Origin of the sequence: Candidatus Nitrosopumilus sediminis (assembly GCF_000299395.1) — an archaeon.
Classification (GTDB): domain Archaea; phylum Thermoproteota; class Nitrososphaeria; order Nitrososphaerales; family Nitrosopumilaceae; genus Nitrosopumilus; species Nitrosopumilus sediminis.
Window position 1 is genome coordinate 18,817 of the sequence record NC_018656.1, and the last position, 23,798, is coordinate 42,614.

Annotated in this window: 23 protein-coding genes and 2 tRNA genes; 13 read left to right on the top strand and 12 right to left on the bottom strand. The window is 30.9% G+C overall.

The features are described from left to right. Window positions 1-35 precede the first annotated feature (35 nt). Complete coding sequence (locus NSED_RS00095; RefSeq protein ID WP_014964206.1) at window positions 36-1,391, top strand: cobyrinic acid a,c-diamide synthase CobB; 1,356 nt, start codon at window positions 36-38, stop codon at window positions 1,389-1,391. On the opposite strand, the gene NSED_RS00100 is transcribed toward NSED_RS00095, so the two are convergent. From NSED_RS00100 to NSED_RS00115, 4 genes are read right to left on the bottom strand one after another with little or no spacing between them, the layout of a single operon-like run. Next, window positions 1,380-2,021 (bottom strand): precorrin-8X methylmutase, encoded by a 642-nt coding sequence (locus NSED_RS00100; RefSeq protein ID WP_014964207.1) that lies wholly within the window; start codon window positions 2,019-2,021, stop codon window positions 1,380-1,382. The two genes, NSED_RS00095 and NSED_RS00100, sit on opposite strands and share 12 nt — an antisense overlap. Then, window positions 2,011-2,763: a sirohydrochlorin chelatase gene (locus NSED_RS00105; protein WP_014964208.1), complete on the bottom strand. Its 753-nt coding sequence runs from the start codon at window positions 2,761-2,763 to the stop codon at window positions 2,011-2,013. Before NSED_RS00105 ends, NSED_RS00100 begins: the two co-directional genes overlap by 11 nt. Beyond that, entirely contained in the window at window positions 2,760-3,812 is a 1,053-nt protein-coding gene (locus NSED_RS00110) for a cobalt-precorrin 5A hydrolase (protein ID WP_014964209.1), read from the bottom strand. The genes NSED_RS00105 and NSED_RS00110 overlap by 4 nt, the downstream gene beginning before the upstream one ends. Before the next feature lie 31 nt (window positions 3,813-3,843). Continuing rightward, the gene (locus NSED_RS00115; RefSeq protein WP_014964210.1) at window positions 3,844-4,947 is read right to left on the bottom strand and encodes a cobalt-precorrin-5B (C(1))-methyltransferase; all 1,104 of its coding nucleotides are present in this window, start codon (window positions 4,945-4,947) and stop codon (window positions 3,844-3,846) included. Between the two features lie 79 nt (window positions 4,948-5,026). On the opposite strand from NSED_RS00115, the gene NSED_RS00120 reads away from it, so the two are divergent. Continuing rightward, window positions 5,027-5,896, top strand: coding sequence for an SDR family oxidoreductase (locus NSED_RS00120; protein ID WP_014964211.1), 870 nt, complete (start codon window positions 5,027-5,029; stop codon window positions 5,894-5,896). Here the strand turns inward: NSED_RS00120 and metK are convergent. Next, window positions 5,873-7,039: a methionine adenosyltransferase gene (metK, locus tag NSED_RS00125; RefSeq protein WP_014964212.1), complete on the bottom strand. Its 1,167-nt coding sequence runs from the start codon at window positions 7,037-7,039 to the stop codon at window positions 5,873-5,875. The genes NSED_RS00120 and metK overlap by 24 nt on opposite strands. 16 nt (window positions 7,040-7,055) lie before the next feature. Beyond that, a complete protein-coding gene (locus NSED_RS00130) occupies window positions 7,056-7,301 on the bottom strand; it encodes a U6 snRNA-associated Sm-like protein LSm6 (RefSeq protein WP_014964213.1) in 246 nt (81 codons plus the stop codon). 108 nt (window positions 7,302-7,409) lie between these two features. On the opposite strand from NSED_RS00130, the gene NSED_RS00135 reads away from it, so the two are divergent. The 3 genes from NSED_RS00135 (at window position 7,410) to NSED_RS10870 (ending at window position 10,916) form a co-directional block, all read left to right on the top strand. Beyond that, window positions 7,410-8,069, top strand: a complete 660-nt coding sequence (locus tag NSED_RS00135) for an ATPase domain-containing protein (RefSeq protein WP_014964214.1) — start codon at window positions 7,410-7,412, stop codon at window positions 8,067-8,069. 98 nt (window positions 8,070-8,167) lie between these two features. Beyond that, window positions 8,168-10,180, top strand: coding sequence for a DEAD/DEAH box helicase (locus NSED_RS00140; protein WP_272942433.1), 2,013 nt, complete (start codon window positions 8,168-8,170; stop codon window positions 10,178-10,180). Beyond that, window positions 10,152-10,916 carry a hypothetical protein gene (locus tag NSED_RS10870; RefSeq protein WP_272942442.1) on the top strand — a complete coding sequence of 255 codons (765 nt, stop codon included), beginning with the start codon at window positions 10,152-10,154 and terminating at the stop codon, window positions 10,914-10,916. The genes NSED_RS00140 and NSED_RS10870 overlap by 29 nt, the downstream gene beginning before the upstream one ends. Here the strand turns inward: NSED_RS10870 and NSED_RS00145 are convergent. Continuing rightward, complete coding sequence (locus NSED_RS00145; RefSeq protein ID WP_014964215.1) at window positions 10,913-12,310, bottom strand: single-stranded DNA-binding protein; 1,398 nt, start codon at window positions 12,308-12,310, stop codon at window positions 10,913-10,915. The genes NSED_RS10870 and NSED_RS00145 overlap by 4 nt on opposite strands. Window positions 12,311-12,532: 222 nt before the next feature. On the opposite strand from NSED_RS00145, the gene NSED_RS00150 reads away from it, so the two are divergent. Both NSED_RS00150 and NSED_RS00155 read left to right on the top strand, forming a co-directional pair. Next, complete coding sequence (locus tag NSED_RS00150; protein WP_014964216.1) at window positions 12,533-13,471, top strand: ABC transporter ATP-binding protein; 939 nt, start codon at window positions 12,533-12,535, stop codon at window positions 13,469-13,471. Continuing rightward, window positions 13,455-14,216 carry an ABC transporter permease gene (locus NSED_RS00155; RefSeq protein WP_014964217.1) on the top strand — a complete coding sequence of 254 codons (762 nt, stop codon included), beginning with the start codon at window positions 13,455-13,457 and terminating at the stop codon, window positions 14,214-14,216. The genes NSED_RS00150 and NSED_RS00155 overlap by 17 nt, the downstream gene beginning before the upstream one ends. Window positions 14,217-14,225: 9 nt before the next feature. Here NSED_RS00155 and NSED_RS00160 read toward each other — a convergent pair whose 3' ends face one another. The 3 genes from NSED_RS00160 to NSED_RS00170 form a co-directional block, all read right to left on the bottom strand. Continuing rightward, window positions 14,226-14,963 carry a Rossmann-fold NAD(P)-binding domain-containing protein gene (locus NSED_RS00160; protein WP_014964218.1) on the bottom strand — a complete coding sequence of 246 codons (738 nt, stop codon included), beginning with the start codon at window positions 14,961-14,963 and terminating at the stop codon, window positions 14,226-14,228. 67 nt (window positions 14,964-15,030) lie between these two features. Then, a tRNA-Gln gene (locus tag NSED_RS00165) sits at window positions 15,031-15,103 on the bottom strand. Window positions 15,104-15,172: 69 nt separating this feature from the next. After that, the gene (locus NSED_RS00170) at window positions 15,173-16,201 is read right to left on the bottom strand and encodes a DUF354 domain-containing protein (protein WP_014964219.1); all 1,029 of its coding nucleotides are present in this window, start codon (window positions 16,199-16,201) and stop codon (window positions 15,173-15,175) included. A 63-nt stretch (window positions 16,202-16,264) separates the two neighbouring features. On the opposite strand from NSED_RS00170, the gene NSED_RS00175 reads away from it, so the two are divergent. The 6 genes from NSED_RS00175 to NSED_RS00200 all read left to right on the top strand — a co-directional run bounded on the left by NSED_RS00175 (window position 16,265) and on the right by NSED_RS00200 (window position 21,871). Then, window positions 16,265-17,416 (top strand): hypothetical protein, encoded by a 1,152-nt coding sequence (locus NSED_RS00175; RefSeq protein WP_014964220.1) that lies wholly within the window; start codon window positions 16,265-16,267, stop codon window positions 17,414-17,416. Between the two features lie 22 nt (window positions 17,417-17,438). Beyond that, entirely contained in the window at window positions 17,439-18,005 is a 567-nt protein-coding gene (locus NSED_RS00180; protein ID WP_014964221.1) for a nucleotide exchange factor GrpE, read from the top strand. Next, window positions 18,002-19,891: a molecular chaperone DnaK gene (dnaK, locus tag NSED_RS00185; RefSeq protein ID WP_014964222.1), complete on the top strand. Its 1,890-nt coding sequence runs from the start codon at window positions 18,002-18,004 to the stop codon at window positions 19,889-19,891. Before NSED_RS00180 ends, dnaK begins: the two co-directional genes overlap by 4 nt. A gap of 48 nt (window positions 19,892-19,939) precedes the next feature. Beyond that, window positions 19,940-20,998, top strand: coding sequence for a molecular chaperone DnaJ (gene dnaJ, locus NSED_RS00190; protein WP_014964223.1), 1,059 nt, complete (start codon window positions 19,940-19,942; stop codon window positions 20,996-20,998). Beyond that, window positions 20,999-21,547: a 5' nucleotidase, NT5C type gene (locus NSED_RS00195; protein WP_014964224.1), complete on the top strand. Its 549-nt coding sequence runs from the start codon at window positions 20,999-21,001 to the stop codon at window positions 21,545-21,547. Window positions 21,548-21,786: 239 nt separating this feature from the next. Next, window positions 21,787-21,871, top strand: a tRNA-Leu gene (locus NSED_RS00200). A 5-nt stretch (window positions 21,872-21,876) separates the two neighbouring features. On the opposite strand, the gene gatE is transcribed toward NSED_RS00200, so the two are convergent. After that, window positions 21,877-23,106, bottom strand: coding sequence for a Glu-tRNA(Gln) amidotransferase subunit GatE (gene gatE / locus NSED_RS10875; protein WP_272942434.1), 1,230 nt, complete (start codon window positions 23,104-23,106; stop codon window positions 21,877-21,879). Beyond that, window positions 23,069-23,788 (bottom strand): hypothetical protein, encoded by a 720-nt coding sequence (locus NSED_RS10880; RefSeq protein WP_272942435.1) that lies wholly within the window; start codon window positions 23,786-23,788, stop codon window positions 23,069-23,071. The genes gatE and NSED_RS10880 overlap by 38 nt, the downstream gene beginning before the upstream one ends. Between the last annotated feature and the right edge of the window lie 10 nt (window positions 23,789-23,798).

Below are 23,798 nucleotides of genomic sequence, written 5' to 3' on the forward strand. Positions count from 1 at the left end.
TATCAATTTAAATAAAAAATGATCCTAGTCATGCAATGAAAATCCCTAGAATTGTAATTGCAGGCGTTACTAGTGGAGTTGGAAAGACATCAATTACATGTTCGATTATTTATGCACTACAAAAACGTGGTTTATCTGTACAACCATTTAAGGTTGGACCTGACTATATTGATCCAGGATATCTTTCGAGTATTTCAAAAAATCAAACTTATAATCTTGATGCATGGTTAATGGGAAAAAATCAGCTTTTCAATAGCTTCACATCAAATTCTAAATCAAATGTATCCGTCATTGAAGGCGTTATGGGATATTATGATGGATTTGGTGGAGATTCAAACTATGCAAGTACTCATCATGTAGCATCACTAACAGAGTCTCCTGTCTTACTAGTTTTAGATGCCAGCAAAACCTCTCGCTCTATTGCCGCTACTGCACTTGGATTTTTAAAATTTCATAAAAATTCTCGAATTGCTGGAATCATTTTAAACAAAATAGGTAGCAAAAAACATGAACTTTTGTGTAAAAATGCGCTTGAAAAAATCAAAATACCAATAGTAGGAATTATTCCAAAAAATCCTTCACTTAATATGCCTTCAAGACATCTAGGATTGGTTTCAACATTGGAAAGTAAAACTCTCAAAACAAAAATTGAAAAAATCTCAAAAATAATGTCAGAGTATTTTGATATTGATCAAATTATTAAAATCGCAAAAAATTCTAGCGAACTGAAAAAAAAATTAAAACCTGCAAATAAAAAAATAAAAACTACTATTGCAGTTGCACTTGACACATCATTTAATTTCTATTATCAAGATAATCTAGAGGCATTACGTCGTGAAGGTGCAAATTTAAAATTTTTTAGTCCTGTAAAGGATAAAAGAATTCCAAAATGTGATGGACTTTACATTGGTGGTGGATTTCCTGAAATTTTGGGTGACCCACTTGAAAAAAATCAAATTATGAAAAAATTAATAAAGAAATTATCTGAAGACAATCTTCCTATTTATGCTGAATGTGGAGGACTGATGTATCTCACAAAATCTATTTTGTCTGAAAATAAAAAATTTAAAATGATTGGTTTATTTGATGCCGAAACAAAAATGACAAAAAAAATGAGACTAAACTATACAAAGGGTAAAATCATTACCAAAAATCTAATTTCTGAAAAACTTCATGCTTTTCAAGGTCATGAATTTCATTATTCAGAATTAGATTCAGTCTCATCAGATTCAAAATTTGCTTATAGTTTAGAAATTGGTGAGGGAATCAAAGGACATCAGGATGGATTAATTCAAGATAATACTTTAGCTTCATACGGACATCTGTATTTTGACAGCTCAAACTATGCAGAAATTTTTGTTAAAAATTGCATTAATCATTCAAAAAGATGATTCTGCCCTAATCAATTTAAAAATTGCATTAATTGTAGCAGATACTGAGGAACTGCCTCCCTTCCTGCCAATATTAGTGATAAATGGTGTATCTTTCAACTTTGATAATTCTTCTTTTGATTCTGCAGCACAAATGAATCCCACTGGAATTCCGATAATTAGAGCAGGTTTTACTATTCCCTCTTTAACCATCTGAATTACTTCTTGAAGTGCAGTTGGAGCATTTCCTATTGCCACCACCCCACCATCAATATCTGATGCAGCAGCTCTCATAGATACTTGTGAGCGTGTTTTACCTTCTTTTTTTGCCAATTCCATAATTTCTGGTTTTGAAATATTACAAACTATGTTATTTCCAAAATCTTTCGGATTTTGTTTATTCATTCCACCAATAACTCCATTAACATCTACTACTATACTACAACCCCTTTTCAAAGCATTCATCCCACTTTCAATTGCATCTTTATGGAAAATTAACTTATTTTTATCTGCAAAATCAAAATCTGCTGTGGAGTGAATTATCCTTCTAACAATAGGCCATTCTTTTTCACTAAATTCATGAGTACCTATCTCATCTTCTATCATTTGCATACTTGCATCTTCAATTGATTGACCTTTCTTAGTTTGCATTTTCTACCTCTTTTGCTCTCTCTATTATCAAATCAATCATTTTTTGATCCGTTCCAATGTGTTTTGTGATGTAAGAATTTTTTATACTAGACTTCTCAAGTGCTGGAATCAAATCATTATTTATGTCTGTCTTTACATGGGCTCCTTCATGAAGGAAATAAAAAACAATTATCAAAACTTTGGGATTATCTTTTTCGCATTTTTTAATTCCCTCGAAAATATCTGGTTGTTCTATCTCCAACCAACATCTACTAACATTTCTATACGAATCCTTTAATTCATTTACAATATAATCCAATGATCTTTGAGCATTAGGATCTTTACTGCCATGACCAATTATCATTACATCTATTTCGTTATTTATTAAAGTGATGTTATTTTCTTTTAATGTTGCAGATATTCTATTTTCAACAACATCCACCATAGTCTTGTGCATACTCATTTGTTTTGTAACGACAAATTTTACTTTGGTATCTTTTTGAAATTTCATTACGTCTGTAACTGCATTTTTTACTTTTTTTCCAGGATACAAAAAATAAGGAACAATAGTCAAAGAATCAATATCTTCTTTTAGACATTTGGAAATTCCATCTTCAATGTATGGTGGTTCTACCTCTAAAAAGCAAAAATCAGTAAAAACATAGTCACTTTTTGCCTTAATACCTTGACAAATTATATCCAATTCTTCTGACGCTTCTCTTTCTCTACTTCCTCTATCAATTAGTAATAATCCTCTCTTCAATCCACAATCCTCGCTATGGCTATAGTCAGATTTGGTGGGAATTTCTGCTTTTCTACTATTAATTTACCTGCAGATACTTTGATGGCAGCAGCTTCAGATACACTTGCAGTTCCTTCAAAAGATTTTACTGTTTCAGAAGGATTTGGAGCAGAGATTTCAGCTAAATCTTCTCTATTTACATATTCTACTGGAATCTTCATATCTTCTCCAAGTTCAATTAACCCTTGTACATCTTGTGGTTTTTTTATTGAAACCAATTTTGCAATTGATTTTGAACTAAGTTTGAATTTCTCTAAGCAATGCTCTATCCCTTCTCTGATTGTCTCTTTTGTAGTATCCCAATGTAATCCAATCCCAATTACTAAACTTGGAGGACGGTATATCACAGATTTTTTTGATATCTCATCATCGATGATTCTATCAGAAATTATTAGACATGCTTTAGAATTTGATTTTTTTAAATCATCTAGATTTTCATAAATCAAAACATTTTTTGGTAATTTTTTATACCAATTTTTTTTACCTGTATCTTGGAAAACTCCAATGGGTTCTTCATTTACCATGTGTGCACTGATTTTGGTTACTGTAGAATCATCATCAATTTTCCAATTATATTCTCTGCCTACAAGATCTACTGCTATTGTCTTGTTTACATCTGCTGCAGTAGTAATTACAGATTGTGCTCCGATTTTTTCAGCTATTTCTTCAGTTAATTCATTAGCTCCTCCAATATGACCTGATAAAACACTAATCACAAAATTTTTCTTGTCATCAATTACAAGAACTGCAGGATCAGTTTTTTTATCTTTCAAATGTGGTGCAATTAATCTAATAACTGCTCCTAAAGAGAAAAGACAAATTAACGCACTATTGTTTTTGAAAAGTTCAACAATTTTATCTGTTGTAGGCTCAGAATACCATCTAATCTGACTATTTTCATTTGACAGTTTTGATGGTGCAAATATACTCCAATCTGGAAATATTTTCTTTAATTCTTCTCCAATTTTTACTCCATTCTTTGTAATGGCAAGGACTGAAGTTTTTTCCATAATCAAAACCTTCTGACTTTAATAAAATACCTTACTCTTCAGATTTCCTAGCCAAAATTTTTCCTTCAAAATCAAATAATATTACATCAATTGGAACTTTTTCTTCAGAATGTTTTCTCATATGTTTATACGTCTCACTGCAAATCAAGTCAAAAAATCCTTCAATCTTACTCTCTTGAATTATTTCTGAAACGTGTCTTGCGGTGTTTGCTTTTTTGATATTTTGGATTACACTTTCACTCGCCTTACATTTTTGAGCTAATTGAGCTAGAAAATTCATATCTACTTTAGATCCTTTCACGTGAGTTTGTTTAACCCCTGCTGCCATTTTTGCTAACTTTCCAATAAAACCTACAACATATGCTCTTTTGATATTTTTTCTAGCACACTGTTGAATTGTATATCCAGAAAAATCTCCCATTTGAACAAAACAATGAACTGGTAAATCTACAATTTTCTTTGCAAAATCTTCACTTCTTCCACCTGTTGTCAATACAACAGTATCATTACCTGCTGCAATTGCAACATCCAAATTTTGTCTTATTGATGCTGCATATGATGCTGTAGAAAATGGAATTACAATTCCACTAGTTCCTAAAATTGAAATTCCATTTATAATACCTAGTCTTGGATTGTCTGTTTTAGGACCTAATTCTTTTCCTTTGGGAACTGAAATCACTACTCTGATTCCTTTTTCTAATAGAATTTCTTTTCCTACCTCTCTTAAATTCTCAATAATCATTTTTTTAGGAACTGGATTTATTGCAGGTTTGTTAATTTCTAAACCCAATCCTGGTTTAGTTACTATGCCTACTCCTTCTCCACCATCAATCTCTATTTCATTTATTTTTTCAGTAAATGACAAATCTACAATAATTTCCGCACCATGAGTGACATCAGGATCATCCCCTCCATTTTTAATAACTGAGCATTTTGCTTTATCAGATTCAAAATGACATGAATGTATTGGAATTTGAATATAGGATTTTTTTGGTAATAAAATTTCTACATTCTCGATTTTTTTATGATTAATTATTGATAATAATGCTGCTTTTGATGCTGCAGTTGCAGAACTTCCTGTAGTATAACCTGTCTTTAATTTTGCCTTTTCTTCTTCCACATTAGTTGTATTCATTTTATGGTATTAACTCTTATTTCATAATTTTTGAAAATTATTCAAATAGATTTAAAATTAAAACAAACTTAGTTCTATTATGGTAAAATCTCTAAAGATTGTTGTCACTGGAGCTAGTGGTTTTATTGCAAAAAATCTTCGAAAATATTTATCAGAAAAAAATGTTGATTTAATATCAATATCTAGAAATAATTTTAAGGATTTCAAATGTGAAACTAAAATTATTTCAAAAAATTATGATGAAAAAAACATTTTAAAAAAAATTAGAAATTCAGATGCAATAATTCATCTAGTAGGAATTGGAAAACAGTCTATAAATGAAGACTATGATGTGATAAATACAGATTTAACAAAACATATTGTAAATCTTAGTAAAAAAGGAAAAATTAAAAAAATTATTTATTTAAGTGGCTTGGGTGTTTCTCCAAATACCTCGTTAGGCTATTTTATTTCAAAGTACAATGCAGAAAGATTAGTAATTAATTCTGGTTTAGACTTTACAATTTTTAGACCCTCCTACATTATTGGAAAAGATGATCTGTTTTCAAAACATCTAAAAAAACAAATGAAATCTGGGGAGATTAAAATTCCTGGATCTGGAAAATATTCAATTCAGCCCATATTGATATCTGATGTTGTCAAAGTCATTTTTGAATCAACATATCAACCAAAATTTAATAATAAAATTGTTGATCTGGTCGGACCTGATTATGTCCCTTTTGAAAAATATGTTAAACTCTTTTCTAAGGGAGTTAAAACCAAAATTAGAAAAATCAATCTGGAAGATGCGTATCATGATGCAATAATCAACTCAAAATCTGATTTTGGAATTGATGATCTAAATATTTTAATTGGTGATTTTAAAGGAGATCACAAAAAATTATCTAAAATATCTGAAATTAAATTTCAATCTGTATTGGAGTTACTACAAACCGGCAGATTGCTTTAATATTTCAGCCTTGTCTGTTTTTTCCCAAGTAAATTCTGGCTCATTTCTTCCAAAATGACCATAAGATGCTGTTTTTTTGTATATTGGTCTCTTTAAATCTAATTGTGAAATAATTCCCGATGGTTTCATATCAAAATTCTTTCTCACTAATTCTTCAATTTGACTTTCAGCAATTTTACTTGTTCCAAATGTATTGACATAAAGTGATACTGGTTCTGCAACTCCAATTGCATATGCAAGTTGCACTTCACATCTATCAGCTAATTCTGCTGCAACTAGATTTTTTGCAATATATCTGCACATATAGCATGCGGATCTATCTACTTTGGATGGATCCTTTCCTGAGAAAGCTCCTCCACCATGTCTTCCAAATCCACCATAACTATCAACAATAATTTTTCTTCCAGTTAACCCTGCATCACCATGCGGACCACCTATTACAAATTTACCTGTAGGATTGATGTGAATTTTGATATCATCATTCCAAAGATTCCCTAAAACTGGTTTGATGACCTTGTCAATGATCTCTCTTGAGATTTCCTCTTGAGAAACTTCTGGTGCATGCTGTGTTGAAACCACTACTGTTTCAATTTTGGTTGGTTTATTGTCTTCATATCTAACAGAAACCTGTGTTTTCCCATCAGGTCTTGTCCAAGGAAGAACCTTATTTTTTCTAACTTCAGCTAATTTTTGTGCGAGTTTTTGTGAAAGCAAAATTGGCATTGGCATAAGCTCCTTTGTTTCATTAGTAGCATATCCAAACATTAACCCTTGATCACCAGCACCCTGCTCCTTATCTTCAGTAGCTGTAACACCTTGACTAATATCTGGGCTTTGAGAATGTAGACGTAAAGTCACTTCACAAGATTCAGTGTCAAACATCAAGTCTTTGTTATCATATCCAATTTCTCTGATTGTTTTTCTAACCAATTCTTCTTGAGCTTTTTTATCGAAATTTGCTTTGGATGTTACTTCTCCAGCAACTGCTACAAAATCAGTGGTAACCATTGTTTCAACGGCAACCCTTGAATCTGGATCTTGTCGTATATATTCGTCTAAGAACGCATCAGAAATATTGTCACATATCTTATCTGGATGACCTTCTGTAACTGATTCAGATGTAAATAGAAAATTATTGGCCATACAACCACATCGTTAACTAGAGTTCGTTTTCAAGTTTGATAAATAATACGTTATTGCCTCTTACGATAACTCTGCCATAATTTGCGATTGTTTTACCATCATGAAGCTCTTCAGCATCAGTCATAATCAAATTCATATAAGAATCAACATTATCCATTTTTCCTTTGTATTCAACTTCATTTTTCAGCCTTACTGTAACTTTCTTCTTAGTACTTTTTTGAAGAGTTGTTAGAGGTCGTTTTGCACTGTTTGATTGGGACACTAATTGTTCACTTGTTTTGCAACTTTGTTATCTGGCATAAAAGCCTTACCTCTTTTGCGAATATTGAAATTCCTTAAATTTTTTCTCGTTTTTCTAATAATTATACAAATGATTTCTACTGGCTTACAAAAATTAGACGGATTCTTGTCTGGAGGAATTCCTGATAGTGTGATTGTAGATATTTTTGGTGGAGGTGGAACTGGAAAAACTCTACTATTGTTACAATTATTGATTAATTCAATTAAAAATGGTGGCAATATTTTGTATCTAGATACATCAGGTGGATTTAGACCTGAAAGGATCTTAGAAATTCAAAAAGAATCAGAAATAGATATTGACTTACTTGAAAAAATAACCGTATCTCGAATTACTAATACTTCAGAACAAATCGAATCCATCAAAGACATTGAAAAAAATGATTATTCATTAATAGTAATTGATAATATTACTGATTTATTTTCTTATGAGTACCAAAATGATGAATCTATTTTTGAAAAAAATTCATTATTTATGAAATACATGCATAAATTATCAAAATTTGCAATAACAAAAAAAATTCCAATTGTTGTCAGTAATATGATTAGAAATATCGAAGGTAAAGAAGTTGAAAATATGCAAAGTGCAATTGATCCTTTTACACATATCAAAATTCATCTTTTCAAGAATTCATCAAAATTTAATGGTGAAATCTATTGGGCATTAAAAAAAGAAACTTTTTCTTACACTATTACAAAAATTGGACTTGTTGATCGTACTGAAGATTTTTAATGGTCTACCCTTAGGTTAAAGAATGGCAGGAATTTTTGATTCAATACCAATTATCACTGTAGCTTTATTTGCACTTGGCTTAGTTGGTGTAATTGTTTATGAAAGAACAAGATCAAATGAACCAGTTGAATCCAACTCTTGATTCTTTATTTGGAAAATTTGGATTTTCTAAACTAACTGAAATTCAGAAAAAAGCATCACCAATAATTTTACAAAAGAAAGATTGCCTTGTAATTGCACCAACGGGTTCCGGAAAAACTGAGTGCTCTATAATACCAATTTTTTCACTTTTAAAAAACTCTAAAAAAGATAAAAAAATTAAAGCTCTTTACATTACACCACTAAGGGCATTAAATAGAGATGTATTTAGAAGAATTACAAAATATGCACATGAAAATCAATTAACAATTGAAATTCGCCACGGAGACACTAGTCAAAAAGATAGAAAAAAGATTACTGAGAATCCTCCGGATATTCTAATTACTACTCCTGAAACATTGGTGATTCTTTTAACACAAGCCAAAATGCTAAATGCATTATCTGAGTTGGAATGGATTGTAATTGATGAAGTCCATGAATTATTATCTAGTGAGCGAGGTTCTCAACTGGCATTAAGTATTGAAAGGTTAGAATTAAACTCAAAATATCATCTCTCAAAAGTTGGATTATCTGCAACTGTTGGAAATTTTAATGAAGCAGGAAAATTTGTTGTAGGAACCAAGCGAAAATGTGAGATAATTAGAGATACTTCTGTAAGAAAATATGATGTGGAAATAAAATATGTTGATGGAACAATTTCAGATGTAGCAGAAAAAATCATTGAACATGTAATGGAAATTGATTTAGATTCTCCTATTCTTCTTTTTACTAATACTAGAGGAGAAGCTGAATTCTTAGCATCAATATTAAAAGAAAAGTCATCCATTCCTGTTGAATTACATCATGGCTCTCTTTCAAAAGAAGTTAGAGAAGAAACAGAGCTAACTTTGCGTAAGGGAAAACATGGTATTGTCGTGTGTACCTCTTCACTAGAATTGGGATTAGATATTGGTTCAGTTGAATTAGTAATCCATTATGGATCTCCAAGACAAGTTTCAAAATTTGTACAAAGAATAGGTAGAAGTAAACATAATCGAGATGAATCAGCACAAGGTTTGATTATCACAAATAATCCTGATGATGAATTTGAAGCACGAGCAATTCTTGAACGAATTCAAGAAGGCTCTATTGAAGAACAAAAAATTCATGATGGTTCCCTTGATGTATTAGCGCATCATTTAGTTGGATTATCCATGCAAATTGGTGAAATTTCAGTAGACCAGGCTTTTGAATTAGTAACAAAAGCATATCCTTTTAGAAATTTAAAAATTAATGATCTAATAAATGTCTTGGATTTACTTGATTCGAACTATCTGATATTTTTTGACAGAACAAAAATGACTTTTTGGAAAAAAGGCCGTTCATTCAAATACTATTTTGAAAATCTTTCAACCATCCCTGATATTCTTAAATTCAAAGTTTTTGATAGTGTCGGAAAAAAAATTATTGGATCTTTGGATCAAAGATTTGTAGGTGATTTTGGGGATTCTGGAAATATTTTTGTGTTAAAAGGCTCTCAATGGAGAATCCTTAATGTTGATGAAAAATCATTCAGTGTAAATGTTGAACCTTTCAGAGGAGGTGGAATCACTGTACCGTATTGGGAAGGAGAAAATATTCCAATTGACTATAAAACTGCGCGTAAAGTAGGAAATTTTCGTAGTAAAGTTAAGAATGGAAATTTTACACTAGTTAACAAAATTATTGAAAAATTAAATTTTGATGTGATTCCTGATGAAAATAATATTGTAATTGAATCAAATAGATCCCAAGGTTCAATCGTAATTCATTCTTGTTTAGGAAGTAAAATCAATTCTACATTAGCGACATTACTCTCTTCAATGTTATCTTCAATGTTAGGCTCCATAATTGATTCCCGCTCTGATGGCTATAGAATTGTTTTATCTTCCAGAGCCAGAATTTCAGAAAAACTATTCATGGAAGTTCTAAAAGATGATTATGATTTACAATCTATAATCTATAATCAGTGCATCTTTAACGGGAACTCATAATGTTAATTGGAGAACATGGTGTGTTGCAAAAAAATTTGGTGTTGTTGGTCGAGGTGCAATATATGAAAGAAAATCTGCTCGATTTTTATATGAACGATATTCTAAAACAGCGCTTGTACATGAAGCTCTTCGTGAATTGTTTCATGACAAATATGATCTCAAAAATTCCGAAATAATTCTAAAAAAGATCAAAGATGATGAAATTCATGTCACTTGGTTGGAAATTGATCAGTTTTCAAAATTAGCAGAGCCTATTTTAGATCATACTGCAAAATATTATTCCTCACCTGCAAATCTTGACAAAGGAATACTTGATCTAGTTAAAGCTAGACTTGAAAAAACAAAACATCGTCTGATTTGTGCTCGATGTGGAAAATGGGAACGTGTATTTCAAACATTTGAAGTAAAAAATTTACTAGTATGTCCATATTGTAAAGCGAGACAAATTACCGCAACATATTATTCTGATTACGATTTACCCAAAATTATAAGAAAAAAACATGATGGAAAAAAACTATCTCCAGATGAAAAACATAAATTTGATCGTGCCTGGAAAGTTGCCTCTTTAGTTGAAAATTTCGGTAAAATTGCTATTACTGTAATATCCGGATATGGTGTTGGTGCAGACACAGCAGCAAGAATCTTGAGAAATATGATTGATGAAGAGCATTTGTTCAAACAAATCTATGAGGCAGAAAGACAGTATGTTGTAACTAGAGGTTTTTGGGATTCTTAGTTCTTCTTTGTAATTTTAGAGAATGGAGTAACAAATAATTCTATTCTACCTTCTAGTCCAGCTTTTGCATTTAGCCCTGTAATGGAAATGATTTCTCCTAATTCGCATTTGTCAATTATTCTTGCTTGATTCCTCCAACCTTTAACCCAAATTTGCCCTGTATCATCTTCAACAAACATTTCTGAAAGTGCAATCGATTCTCCTGATTTTGTTTGAACTTCACGCCTTTCAGGAACTTTCAATACAATTGCTTCAATACAATAATTTCCATCAGCTTTAATTTCATTAATTTTTGTTCTGAGTTGAGATAATGAAGGTATTGATTCATCATTATCTAGTTTTCTAACAAAAGAATTTTCATCTAAGGTGATTGAATTTCCATAAACTTTTGATGGCATGCACTCTATTACATCTCCTTCCACACAGATACTAGTTGAGTTTGAAAAATCACTAATGTTAAACAAATTCTTTTTATTGTCAACAGCCAAAATTAGATTTTTACCGTTTTCTGTGGGTGACATGGATAGAATTCTGGTAATTACTGGTTCTGCTTCTTTGCCTCCTTCAATTTCAATAATTGTTGCATCATTTCCATGAATTTCTAATCCTTGGTTTCCTGATTTTACTCTGACACCTAGTAACCTTACTTTGGCTGACTGTGAAATCATATTTGGTATAGATGATTCATCTTTACCCCATAACACTACTCTCATAGTACTTCCATCTTTTCCTTTTAATCTCATTCTTAGTGCTTTTCCAGGCATGCCACGAGAATTTGTAAACTCCATTCCACTAATTACACCATCAATTGTTCCTGAAACGACCAAATCTTTTTGCCCTTCTTGAGTTTCGCTTACATCTTTTGTGATGGTATCTATAGTGGGAATTTCACTTTTTGTATCTGTAGTTTCTATGTTTGATCCAGAACCAATGTTTATGGTTGGAGAGCCATCAAGATCTGATTTAACATAAGCCTTGATAATTTTAATTAAATCTCCTGGTTTTAGATTTTCAATTCCTGGAAGATTTGCTTTTTCATCCCATAATTTTACACTAGCTGTAGAATTTGTATCATAAACTGTCATTGTTCGAAGATAAAATGGAGAGCCATCTTTTCTAGAAAATTGTTTTGCAGGTGAGAGATTCAAAACTCTCGTTTCTAATGAGATTTCTTTTGCACCTGCATATAGATCCTTTAAACTAATTTCTGTTTTTTGTGGCTCAGATAATGTAATTCCATAGTCTGAAGCAATTAAAAATAACGCACCTTGATCAGTCAAATATCCTGCACCAATTTTTGCTTTTTTCTGTTTAATCAGTTCTTCAAGTTGCTCTTTAGTTAATTCTGGTTTTTGTTCTAGAAATTTATTAATAAGATTTTCAAATTCTGACAATTCAGTTTTGCTAAACTTGTTTCTATTAATAAAAATTTCATTCTCTTGTTAATTTCATTTGATGAAAAAATGATCGCTTAATAGACTATTTTCATATTTTTCAAAAAATGATATCATATTTTTGTTTAATCCCTACATGTTTTTTCATGATTAATTCAATTTTTCCAAAAATATCTCCATTTACCTCACTAACTAAATTAATAGGAAGATCGCAGTCTTGCTATGTCTTGTATTGATGTTGACCATCTTTCCAAATTTTATGGTTCAGTTAATGCAGTATCTGATCTTACCTTATCAGTAAAATCAGGTCAAGTTTTTGGATTTTTAGGTCCTAATGGAGCAGGAAAATCTACAACAATCAAACTTCTAACCACTCTTATTCCGCCCACAAGCGGTTCGTTGTCTATTTTAGGTGTTGATGCTATCTTAAATCCCCTTAAAATTCGTCATAAAATTGGTGTAGTTTTACAGCAACCTAGCTATGAGCCTACACTGTCAGTTGAAAAATCCCTTGAGAAATATGGCATGATGTGGAATGTTCCAAAACTTGAACGTAAAAAAAGAATGGAACAACTCTTGAAAGACTTTGATCTAGCTGAAATACGTAAAAAAAGAAATGAAGATCTTTCAATCGGTCAAAGAAGGAGAGTTCAAGTTGCACGAGAATTTATGCATGATATGGAACTATTATTTTTGGATGAACCTACTGTAGGATTAGATCCTAGTGCCAGAAGAAAATTATTAGATTATTTAAAAAATAAAGTCAAAACAGGTTTAACAATTTTTTACACAACACATATTCTATCTGAAGCAGAATATCTTTGTGATCAAATAGCAATTATTGATAAAGGCAAAATCGTAACTGTTGATTCTCCTGATGCATTAAAAAATAAATTTGGTAAAGAAAAAACCATTAAAATTCATTTGTTAGAAAAACAATCAGATGTGATTTCTCTTTTATCTGGAATACCTGATTGTAAAATTAATTTTGAAACTGGAACTAATATAATAATTCATTCAGAACAATCTGAACTATTGTTGTTACAAATTTTGAAAATACTTTATGATAATAAAATTGATATTGAAGATCTATCAGCTGTACCCACAAATCTTGAAGAAATCTTTCTGAATATGGTAAAAGAAAATGCATCCAATAATTAGATTAGTCAACAGAAATCTTACCATCTCTCTTAACCCTGGGTTTTTAATTTGGCAAGTAATTTTTCCTTTAATCTATATTTTTATAGCAGGATTTGCATATGCACCGTTAATCAATGCAGTTCCATTTGGAAATAAAGATCTTGACTATCCTGCATTTTTAGCTTCAGGTATGATTGGATTCAATATTATGAATAGTACTTTAATTTCCGGCATCATCATTTGGAATGATAGAAAACATGGAATGTTTGAACAAATTATGTCTGGTCCGTTTACTAGGAGTCACTATATACTTAGTAATATTTGCACAATTGGAATTATTGGATTAATTAGTGCTACATTGATAGCAGTTGTTGGATATCCTGTATTTTTTGATTCTGTAGAATTTTCAATAGTAACAATTCCGATAATCATTTTTGGATCTGTTACTGGATCAATACTTTTTGGTTCACTAGCATCCATAATTTCCACTAGATTACGCTCAAGTGAAGGATTCAATGTAATAATTAACACTGTTTTTCTTTTCTTTGCTTTTGTTAGTACTGCATTTTATCCTGCAGACGGTGCACCTGAACCTTTACGAACAGCATTTTATCTAAATCCATTAACGTATCTAGTTGATGTGATTAGAGCAGGGATATTTGGGACTATAACTGAATTTATAATAGTTGAAATGATAATTCTTGTATGTATTGCATCAACATTATTTGTAATCGCTTCCAGACTTTTAACCAAATTAGATTTTTAGAATTGAATATTATTTTTTAAATTTTTCATAAATTTCATTGATTTTTTTAATCATGTCAAGTTCTTCATTATCTATTAAATTCAGATTAGGGATTACACAATGACCTCCAATAATTCCCGGAAACATTTTTGGTCTATTACCTAGGTTTTCATGTATTTCATCTGCAAATTTCCACATTTCATCAAAATCAATTCCTTCTTTTTCACAAATCATTTTTGTTATTTGTGCATAGTTGATTAACCATCCATAATAAGTGGTATCAACAAGTATTTTTGCTAATTCTGCAGTTTTTGTAGTTGACATCCAATCTACCTTTTCAAATCTTTTTTCTAAATCCACTTTTACTTTAGGATCTATATTTTTTTTATCTGATGAAATAAATTTTGTATATTTTTTAATGTCATCTAAAAATCTTCTATGTACACCACGAATTGGTGAATATAAAACTAAAACTTCGGATTTTTCTTGAATCCTTTTTGTAGTTCCAGGCTTCACCGTTGAATGTACTAAAACACTTTTTAGCCCTTCCATCTTGTTGATCCAATCCAGAGTAACATCTACAAATTCTGACAGTTCTCCAGGTAAACAAACATGAAGATATTCAGGATTTTCAATTTTTTGACTTTTAGAATAATTCTTACATTTTGAAGTATCTGTATCAATTCCAACACTATCAAAACCTCTTTCTTCAAGAAGGTGAAACAGTGTTTCCCCCACTTCTCCCATTCCTAATATTATATCAGTCATGATACCTAATTTCAGGAAAACTATCTATGTTATATTCGTGTTACAAAACTATTTTTTATTAAAAAAGTAGCCCGGCCCAGACTCGAACTGGGGTCAAAGGCTTCAAAGGCCTCTATGCTTGACCGCTACACTACCGGGCTGCTAAATCGAGCACTTTCATTCCCTTAATGAACTTTTTATTTGAATTTGACTAATAAAACAAAAATCCCCTATTCATTAATTATTTTGATTAATTTTTGAATAGGATCTTCCATATATCTTCTAATTTTTCCTGCTCTTTTTAGACTCTGTTTATTATCTGATTCAAAAATTTTTTTTATCTGCATTGAAATCCTTTTTGGGTTTATTTCTCGTTTCACCAAACACTTCTTTACCAAGAAATTTTCAATTATGTTTGGAACTGCATTATATGAAATTGTTGGAATTCCCATTAATGCAGATTCTGCAGTCATTGTTCCACCTGAACCAATAAAAATATCTGTATTTTTTAACAAATATTTTCCATCATATGACATTTTTACAATTTTTACTCTTTCACCTATTATTTTTTGTAAATTTTTAATTTGTTTAGAATATCTTCCTAAAACTACAACATTTTCATTTTCAAATTCACTTGCAACTTTTTTTATAATTGGAATAATTTTACTAGATTTTGATGTATATGATGCCTCTTCCTCCTCTACTCTAATCAAAATATTCTTTTTGTTGTTATTTTCGAATGGTAATTTTACACTTTGATTTATTTTCCTTTGTATTGTAACAAATGCATCAATTGCTTTGTATTGAATTATATTTTTTTCATCAATACCATACTTTGAAAATTCTTTTTTTGATATAACACTTGGTATTAACAATCTTTGAATTAGTGGTAATGTCAATCGCATAACCGCATCAGCATGAGGTGAATCACAAAATGCTATGTGCTTTATTCCTAATCCAAATGATATTCTTGCTGCTTCTGGAGAACAAAAACTAATTACAATATCTGGTGAAAATGTCTCAATTTTTTTAGACAGCTTCTCTATTCTATCAATACTGGCTTTGAGTTTACTTTTCTTGTCTCCTCCACCATGTTTTCCAACAAAAACAAGGTCAAAATCACGTATTTTTGCCAATTTTGAAACTTCTTCATAATCTCTTGAAGTACACAAAAGATCATGTTTTTTCCCTAATTTTTCAATTATTGGTTCAGAAAACAATAATTGCTTTGGTGTTAGAATATCTATCCAAATTTTCAAGCAATTTCCTAATTATGGTAAGTTCAATAAGTTTTTCTTAGTCTAATACTAGCTGTAAATGTAATGGGGGGAACAAAAGTAGTTGTTTATGGCCTTAGTACTGAAGGATATGCTATCGCATCCCAAATGGCAATCAAAGGTGCAGATGTCTACATTATTGATGAATCAACACCATCTGCAATTTCACTTAAAGCTGAAATTGCTAAAACATATCCAAATGTCTCATCTCTAAAAGAAGATGAACCATTATTAGCAATGGAACCAATTGATGTAGCAATTTCAAAAGCACAATATCTATTTTTTACTCCTAGAATTAGAAAAACTGGACAAGACATCAAAACTGAAATTCATTCAAAATTCAAGGATGCAGTTTCCTCGATGAAAAAGAATAGCTCAGTAATTTTCACTCTTCCAACCGGATTTGGTGGTAACAATGAAAATATTTCATTACTTGAACATGTAACCGGTCTTGAAACTGGAAAACATATTTCATATTTTTATTATCCATTAGAAGATCTTAAAGAACAACCTAAAATTATAGGTTCATTTAATGGAAAAAAGGATACAGTATTGTCTGAACTTCTTACTGTAGGTAAAAAAGAGAAAAAATTTGTAGCAATTTCATCATCTGAACATTTTCATGCAATTGATGTTTTATCAAGATTTTCAAGTTTGTGTAGTGTTTTGGAAGTTTGTAAATATGCTCAAGACGAGGTTACCAAAAATGATCTTTCATCTGATGATTTTCAAGAAATATTTCTTGATAATATGGTTAGCGGATTATTTGATTTAAAATCTTTGGGCTCGTCTTTTGAAGGTGCAAATACTCTCATGTACCTAATTAATGGAAGTGTTAAAGGTATTGATGGTTACATCAAACGATTAATTGATGAAATTCGTTCCACTTTAAAGAAAAATGATCTCAAAGCAAGTAGAACAAAAATTGCATTATCTTGGACACTTGATCAACATGCAATGCGTGGAGATAAAATTGAGATGCTACAAAATTTGACATCAAGGCTACGTGATTACATAGGTGATGTGGAAGCTTATGAAGATCCAAACTTTGATCTATTCCATAGTGATAAAACCACTATAATAGTCGCATGTTCAAAATCTGATTTTGAAAATATAGAAAAAACCAAACAGGATTCTGATTTGATCATTGTCAAAGCCAATCCTTTATGTGAAACAATCAATAATAGTATAAATTAGCTAAATTATTATTTTCATTGAAATGTCTAATGAATCCAACTCTGACGAAATTTCAGTTAATGTGGTATCTGAAAATGAAATAGAAAATAATTCCTCTAAAACAGAATCAGAATCTAATATTGAAGAAATATCCAAATTATTATCTTTAGAAAAACAAAAATCATCTGAATATGAAGAAAAATTAAAACTTGTGTTGGCAGACTTTCAAAATCTTAGTAGAAAGACTCAAACTGATATTGAAAATGGAGTAAATTCAAAAATTGATGAATTCGTATTAGATTTTTTAAAAATTTATGATGATTTTGTTAGAGCAAAAGAAGTTTTTTCTGACAGTAAAATCAATTCTGAAGGATTGGATTCTATTTTGAAAAATATGGATTCTCTATTAAAAAAATATCACATTAAACCTATAGATGCATTAGGAGAAATTTTTGATCCAAATTTTCATGAAGCTATATCAATTATCAATGATCCCGATTTAGATGACAATACAATTACAAAAGAGATCAGGAAAGGATATATTTCTCATGAGAGAGTTATAAGACCGACATTGGTTGAAATTTCAAAAAAGGATGATGATAAAATATGACTAAAATAATTGGAATTGATTTAGGAACAAGTAACTCTGCAGCAGCAGTAGTTATGGGTGGAAAACCAACAATAATTCCAGCAGCTGAAGGTGCAACTGTTGCAGGTAAAGCATTTCCATCAGTTGTAGCATTTTCTAAAGATGGTGACCTTTTAGTAGGAGAACCAGCACGAAGGCAAGCAGTAACTAATCCTGATAGGACAATTGTTGCTGCCAAACGAAAGATGGGCTCAGATCATGTTTTTAAAATTCTTGATAAAGAATACAAACCTCAACAAATTTCAGCATTTATTTTACAAAAAATCAAAAAAGACGCTGAAGCATTTGTAGGTGAACCTGTTCAAAAAGCAGTGATTACTGTTCCTGCATATTTTGATGATAATCAACGTCAAGCAACTAAAGATGCTGGAACCATCGCTGGACTAGATGTTGTTAGAATAATTAATGAACCAACTGCTGCATCATTAGCATTTGGATTGGATAAATCAAAAGAAGACATGAAAATTCTTGTTTTTGATTTTGGTGGTGGTACATTAGATGTAACCATTATGGAAATGGGTGGAGGTGTTTTTGAAGTTCTTAGTACATCTGGTGATACTCAATTGGGCGGTACAGATATGGATAAAGTTCTAATTGATTTTATTGTTGATGAATTCAAGAAAAAAGAAGGAGTTGATCTCTCTCAAGATTCGACTGCAATGACAAGAATTAGAGAAGCTGCTGAGAAAGCAAAAATTGAATTATCTACAGTTATGGAAACTGATGTTAATTTACCATTTATTGCACATGATCCATCAACTGGTGCTAAAAATTTAGAGTTAAGAATTACAAGAGCAAAACTAGACGAATTAATTGGACCTATTGTTGAACGATGTAAACCTTCGGTACTCAAAGCATTAGAAGATGCAAAATTATCAAATTCTGATATCAATAAAATAGTCATGGTTGGTGGACCGACAAGAATACCTCTAGTGAAAAAGTTTGTTAGTGAATTAGTTGGTCAAGAATCTGAATCTGGTGTAGATCCTATGGAAGCTGTAGCAATGGGAGCAGCAATTCAGGCAGGAATTATAGCTGGAGATGTTAGCAGCGATATTGTTTTACTCGATGTTACTCCACTAACATTAGGAATTGAAACTTTAGGTGGTGTAAGAGAACCATTAATTGAAAGAAATACTACTATACCTACTTCTAAGAGTAAAGTTTTCACTACAGCAGCTGATAATCAAACAGCAGTTACGATTCATGTTGTTCAAGGTGAAAGACCAATGGCAACAGACAATGTGTCTTTAGGAAGCTTTAATCTTACTGATTTACCACCAGCACCAAGAGGGGTTCCTCAAATTGAAGTAAAATTTGACATTGATGCAAATGGAATAATTAATGTTACAGCAAAAGATCTTGGAACACAAAAAGAAGCTAAAATTACAATTGAATCAACATCAAAATTGTCTAAAGAAGAAATTGAAAAACTCAAGGAAGATGCAGAAAAATTCTCTGATGAAGATAAAAAGAAGAAAGAAAAAATTGACTTGAGAAATGAAGCAGAAAGTTATATCTACACTACAGAAAAATTAGTTAATCATGATCTTAAAGATAAAATTTCACAAGAACAAGGTATCAAAATTACCGATGCTGTGAAAGAAGTTAGAGAAGTTTTAGATAAAGAACCAGATGAATTGAAACCTAAACTTGAGACATTACAAACATTGGTAAATGAAGTTACTACAGAACTTTACAAAAATGCTTCACCTCCGCCTGGCGCAGATGGACAACAAGGCGCAGATGGACAACAAGGCGCAGATGGACAACAAGGCGCAGATGGACAACAAGGCGCAGATGAATCTTCTAAATCATCTCAAACTAATGAAACAAAATCTAACTGATATTACAATTCAATCATTTATACTGTAATTATGATAAAGGTATGATTCATGGCTGCAAAACGAGATTATTATGAAGTTTTAGGTGTCACAAAAACATCATCACCAGATGAAATTAAACAACAATATAGGAAATTAGCACTGAAATTCCACCCTGACCGTAACAAATCTTCAGAAGCAGCCGAACATTTCAAAGAAATTTCTGAAGCATATGCAGTAATTTCAGATCCGGAAAAAAAGCAAATCTATGATCAACATGGACATGCAGGTGTTGATGGCAGGTACTCCACAGAGGATATTTTCCAAGGAGGACAAGGTGGAGGATTCGATTCCATTTTTGAATCTATTTTTGGTCGTGGAGGTGGTGGATTTGGGTTTAATCAACAACAACGAGGTTCAGATATTCTATATCAAACATCTGTAACTTTAGAAGATGTCCTTCATGGTAAAAAAATGGAAATCAATTTACAAAAACAAATTCTATGTGATGTTTGTAATGGTTCTGGTGCTAAACCTGGTACTCATAAAAAAACATGTACAACATGTAATGGTCAAGGACAAGTTAGACAAACTCGAAATATGGGATTTGCTTCATTTGTAACTGCTGCACCATGTTCTGCTTGTAGAGGACAAGGATCAATAATTGAAACCCCTTGTAATGAATGTAAAGGACAAGGAAAGAAAAAGGGAACAAAAACAGTAACCTTTGATATTCCTCCAGGAATTGATTCAGGTGATTACACAGTTCCTGATGAAGGAAATGAAATTCCTGATGGAGTTAATGGTGATTTAATAATTAGAGTAAGAGTTCAGCCTCATCCCAAATTCAATAGAGATGGAAAAGATATTTTTTATGATCATGATATTTCTATGATTGATGCTGCCTTAGGATGTGAAATTATGGTTCCTACATTAGAGGGAACAGAAAAAATTAAAGTTGATTCTGGCAGTCAACCAAATACAATTATCAAACTAAAAGGAAAAGGCGTTCCACACATCAATTCCAGAGGGAAAGGTGATCAATTTGTTAGAATTGTGGTCAATGTACCTAAAAAACTCAATAAACACCAAAAAAATCTCTTAGATGAATTTAGAAAAACAAGTGAATAAATGACTAAAATAAAAATTGCATTAGATGTTGATGGCGTACTTGCAGATGTAATCATATCGTGGATGAATTTTAGTAATTCTATTAGACCAAAAATTACTAAAAATCAAATCACAAATTGGGAATTTTGGAAAGAATTCCAAATAGATCCTTTTGATTTTTATGCTGAACTTAGCTCATGTTGGGAAAATTGGATGTCAATACCTACTACGGAAAAAAATTTGTCATCAATCACAAAATCTTTGTCTGCTATTGGTCAAGTAGATGTTGTTACAGCAAGAGAGATCTCTACTGATTCATTTGTAAAATCTTGGTTAGATTATCATGATATATCATACGATAATTATGTATCAGTAATTGATGGTCCTATGAAAGCAGATTTGAATTATGATGTATTTATTGATGATTCACCCTTAAATGCCGAAAAATTTCTCAAAAATAATAAAAAGGTGATTTTATATTCACAACCTTGGAATCAACATGTTTCTGACAATCGAATTGATCGAATTTCAAATCTTTTTGAAGCAGTTGAAAAAATCAAACTCATTTAATTTTTCTCAAATTTTCGAATGTTAACTTGATGGCCATTTCTAATATGTGTAGAATGCGATGTATTTACTAATTCACCAATCTTGTCCTCATTATAGAATTTAGTATTATATCGTCCTAGTACTTTTTTACAATTTGAGCAATAAACTTCTCTAAATTCCATTTTATCTCTTAATTAATTTTGTATGATTGTCTCATAGTATAATAAAGAAACTTATTCTAGAATTCAAATTTTTTTAATGCGGGAGTCACCCAGCCTGGTCAACGGTGTAAGGTTCAGATCCTTATCTTCTAGGAGTTCGTGGGTTCAAATCCCACTTCCCGCACTTCTTTAGGTCATATTTTCTATTTTCTTCTTGATGTTTTTTAAAAGAATATTGTTAATTGTTTCACCAGAAGCCTTACCTCTTAATTCTTTCATAACAATTCCCATTAATGGTCCAATAGCTCTTTCCTTTTGATTTTTAATAATTTCATTATTATTTTCTACAATATCTCCAATAATTTTTTCTAGATCATCTTCATTCACAGATTGAATTGAAGTATTTTTTATAGCTTGTTCTACCGTCTTTGATTTCCCAGCCATTATGTTTTCAAATATTATTTCAATAGATTCTTTTGCAATTTTCCCTTCTTCCAATAACTGAAACAATTTGAAAATTTCTTGATTCTTTAATAAATTTGGATCTAGTCCACTTCTTTCCAAATTTGTAATTGATGAACAAAGTATTGATGCAACAAATGTAGGATTGATGTTAATATCTTCAATAATTTTTTCAAATAGTTCAATATATCGTGAATCAAAAATTTGTTCTGCAAGTTGAGGATTAATTTTATATTTTGTTTCCAGTTCTTTTATAGAATCATCCCAAGATTTTGGTATTTTATTTTCAGCTTCTGATAATTCTTCTTTCGTAATAATTATTGGTGGAATATCTGTTTCAGGATACATTCTTGCAGCTCCTGGTCTTGGTCGAAGAAATTTTGTTTCTCCTGATTGAGTAGCTAATCTGGTATCAATTGGAATGCCTTTATCTCTAATATGTTCAATTCTTAAAATAATTTGTTCTACAATTGTATGCATTTTTTCTTGAGGTGATGCCAAAATTAAAAATGCATCATTTTCTTTGATTTCTGCAAATTTCTTCAATTTTTCTAAATCTGATTCCTCAATTCCATAATTGGGTAATTCATCTGAATGAAATACTCCACCTATTCCAAAAAATCTTACCAATTCTGCTACTTCCTTTCCTAATCTGATGCCTTCATAAGGTGAAAATCCGAACATTCCAGCCATGTTTTTAAAAGACACTGCAAGAATTTTCTGATTTTTCTTTATGGCATTTTGAATAATTTTTGATTTACATTTTGAAAATAACTCTGTAATGTCTTTTTTGTCTTCATTAGTAAATTTCCAATCTTTTTCTTGAATTTTTTTTGAAATTACTAACAAACCATGCTGTCTTTTAGCTTCATATTCAACAACTTTTTCTAATTGATCTAATTGCTGTACTCCTTTTACTTCAATTACTATGCCCCCCTCCATCTTTAATTGAAACATTAACATCTTGTCTAATTGATCCTAAACCTCGTTTTACTTTTTTTGTACTTCTCAAAATTCTTCCTAAAGATAATGCAATTTTTTTAATCTCTGTTAATTCTGCTTCAAAAGGTTCTGTTGCAATTTCAACTAATGGGACCCCCAATCGTTCTAGACCAAATTTTCTAATTGATCCTTCTTCACCCAATATTTTTGCAGCATCTTCTTCTAGACAAATTGACTGAATTCCTATCTTTACATCTCCTACATTATAAAATCCACCTTGTGAAATTAACATAGTTCGTTGAAATCCAGTTGTATTGGAACCATCAATTACTGTTTTTCTCATAGGATAGATTTCACTGAAAACATTTGATTTTAAAGCAGAAGAAATTATTAAAGCAATTCTTCTTGCATCTTTATCCAATTCATGTGGAGGTTCTTCATCTTGTTCTACTAAACAACTGCTTTCATGATTTGCATAATACATTATTGTTTTAGATTTTGTACTTTCAAATAATGCAGCAGGATCAAATTCTCCTAATTCACTTTTAGATGCTCGTAATTTTCTTTGGAATTTAGTCGAATACTCATCTGATTCAATAGGTGTACAATTACAAAATAATTTTTTATTGGTTGCAAGCTGTTGATGAATTTCTAATCCTACTTTAACACCTACATCTTTAATTGAAAATTCCTTCATATTGATCCCT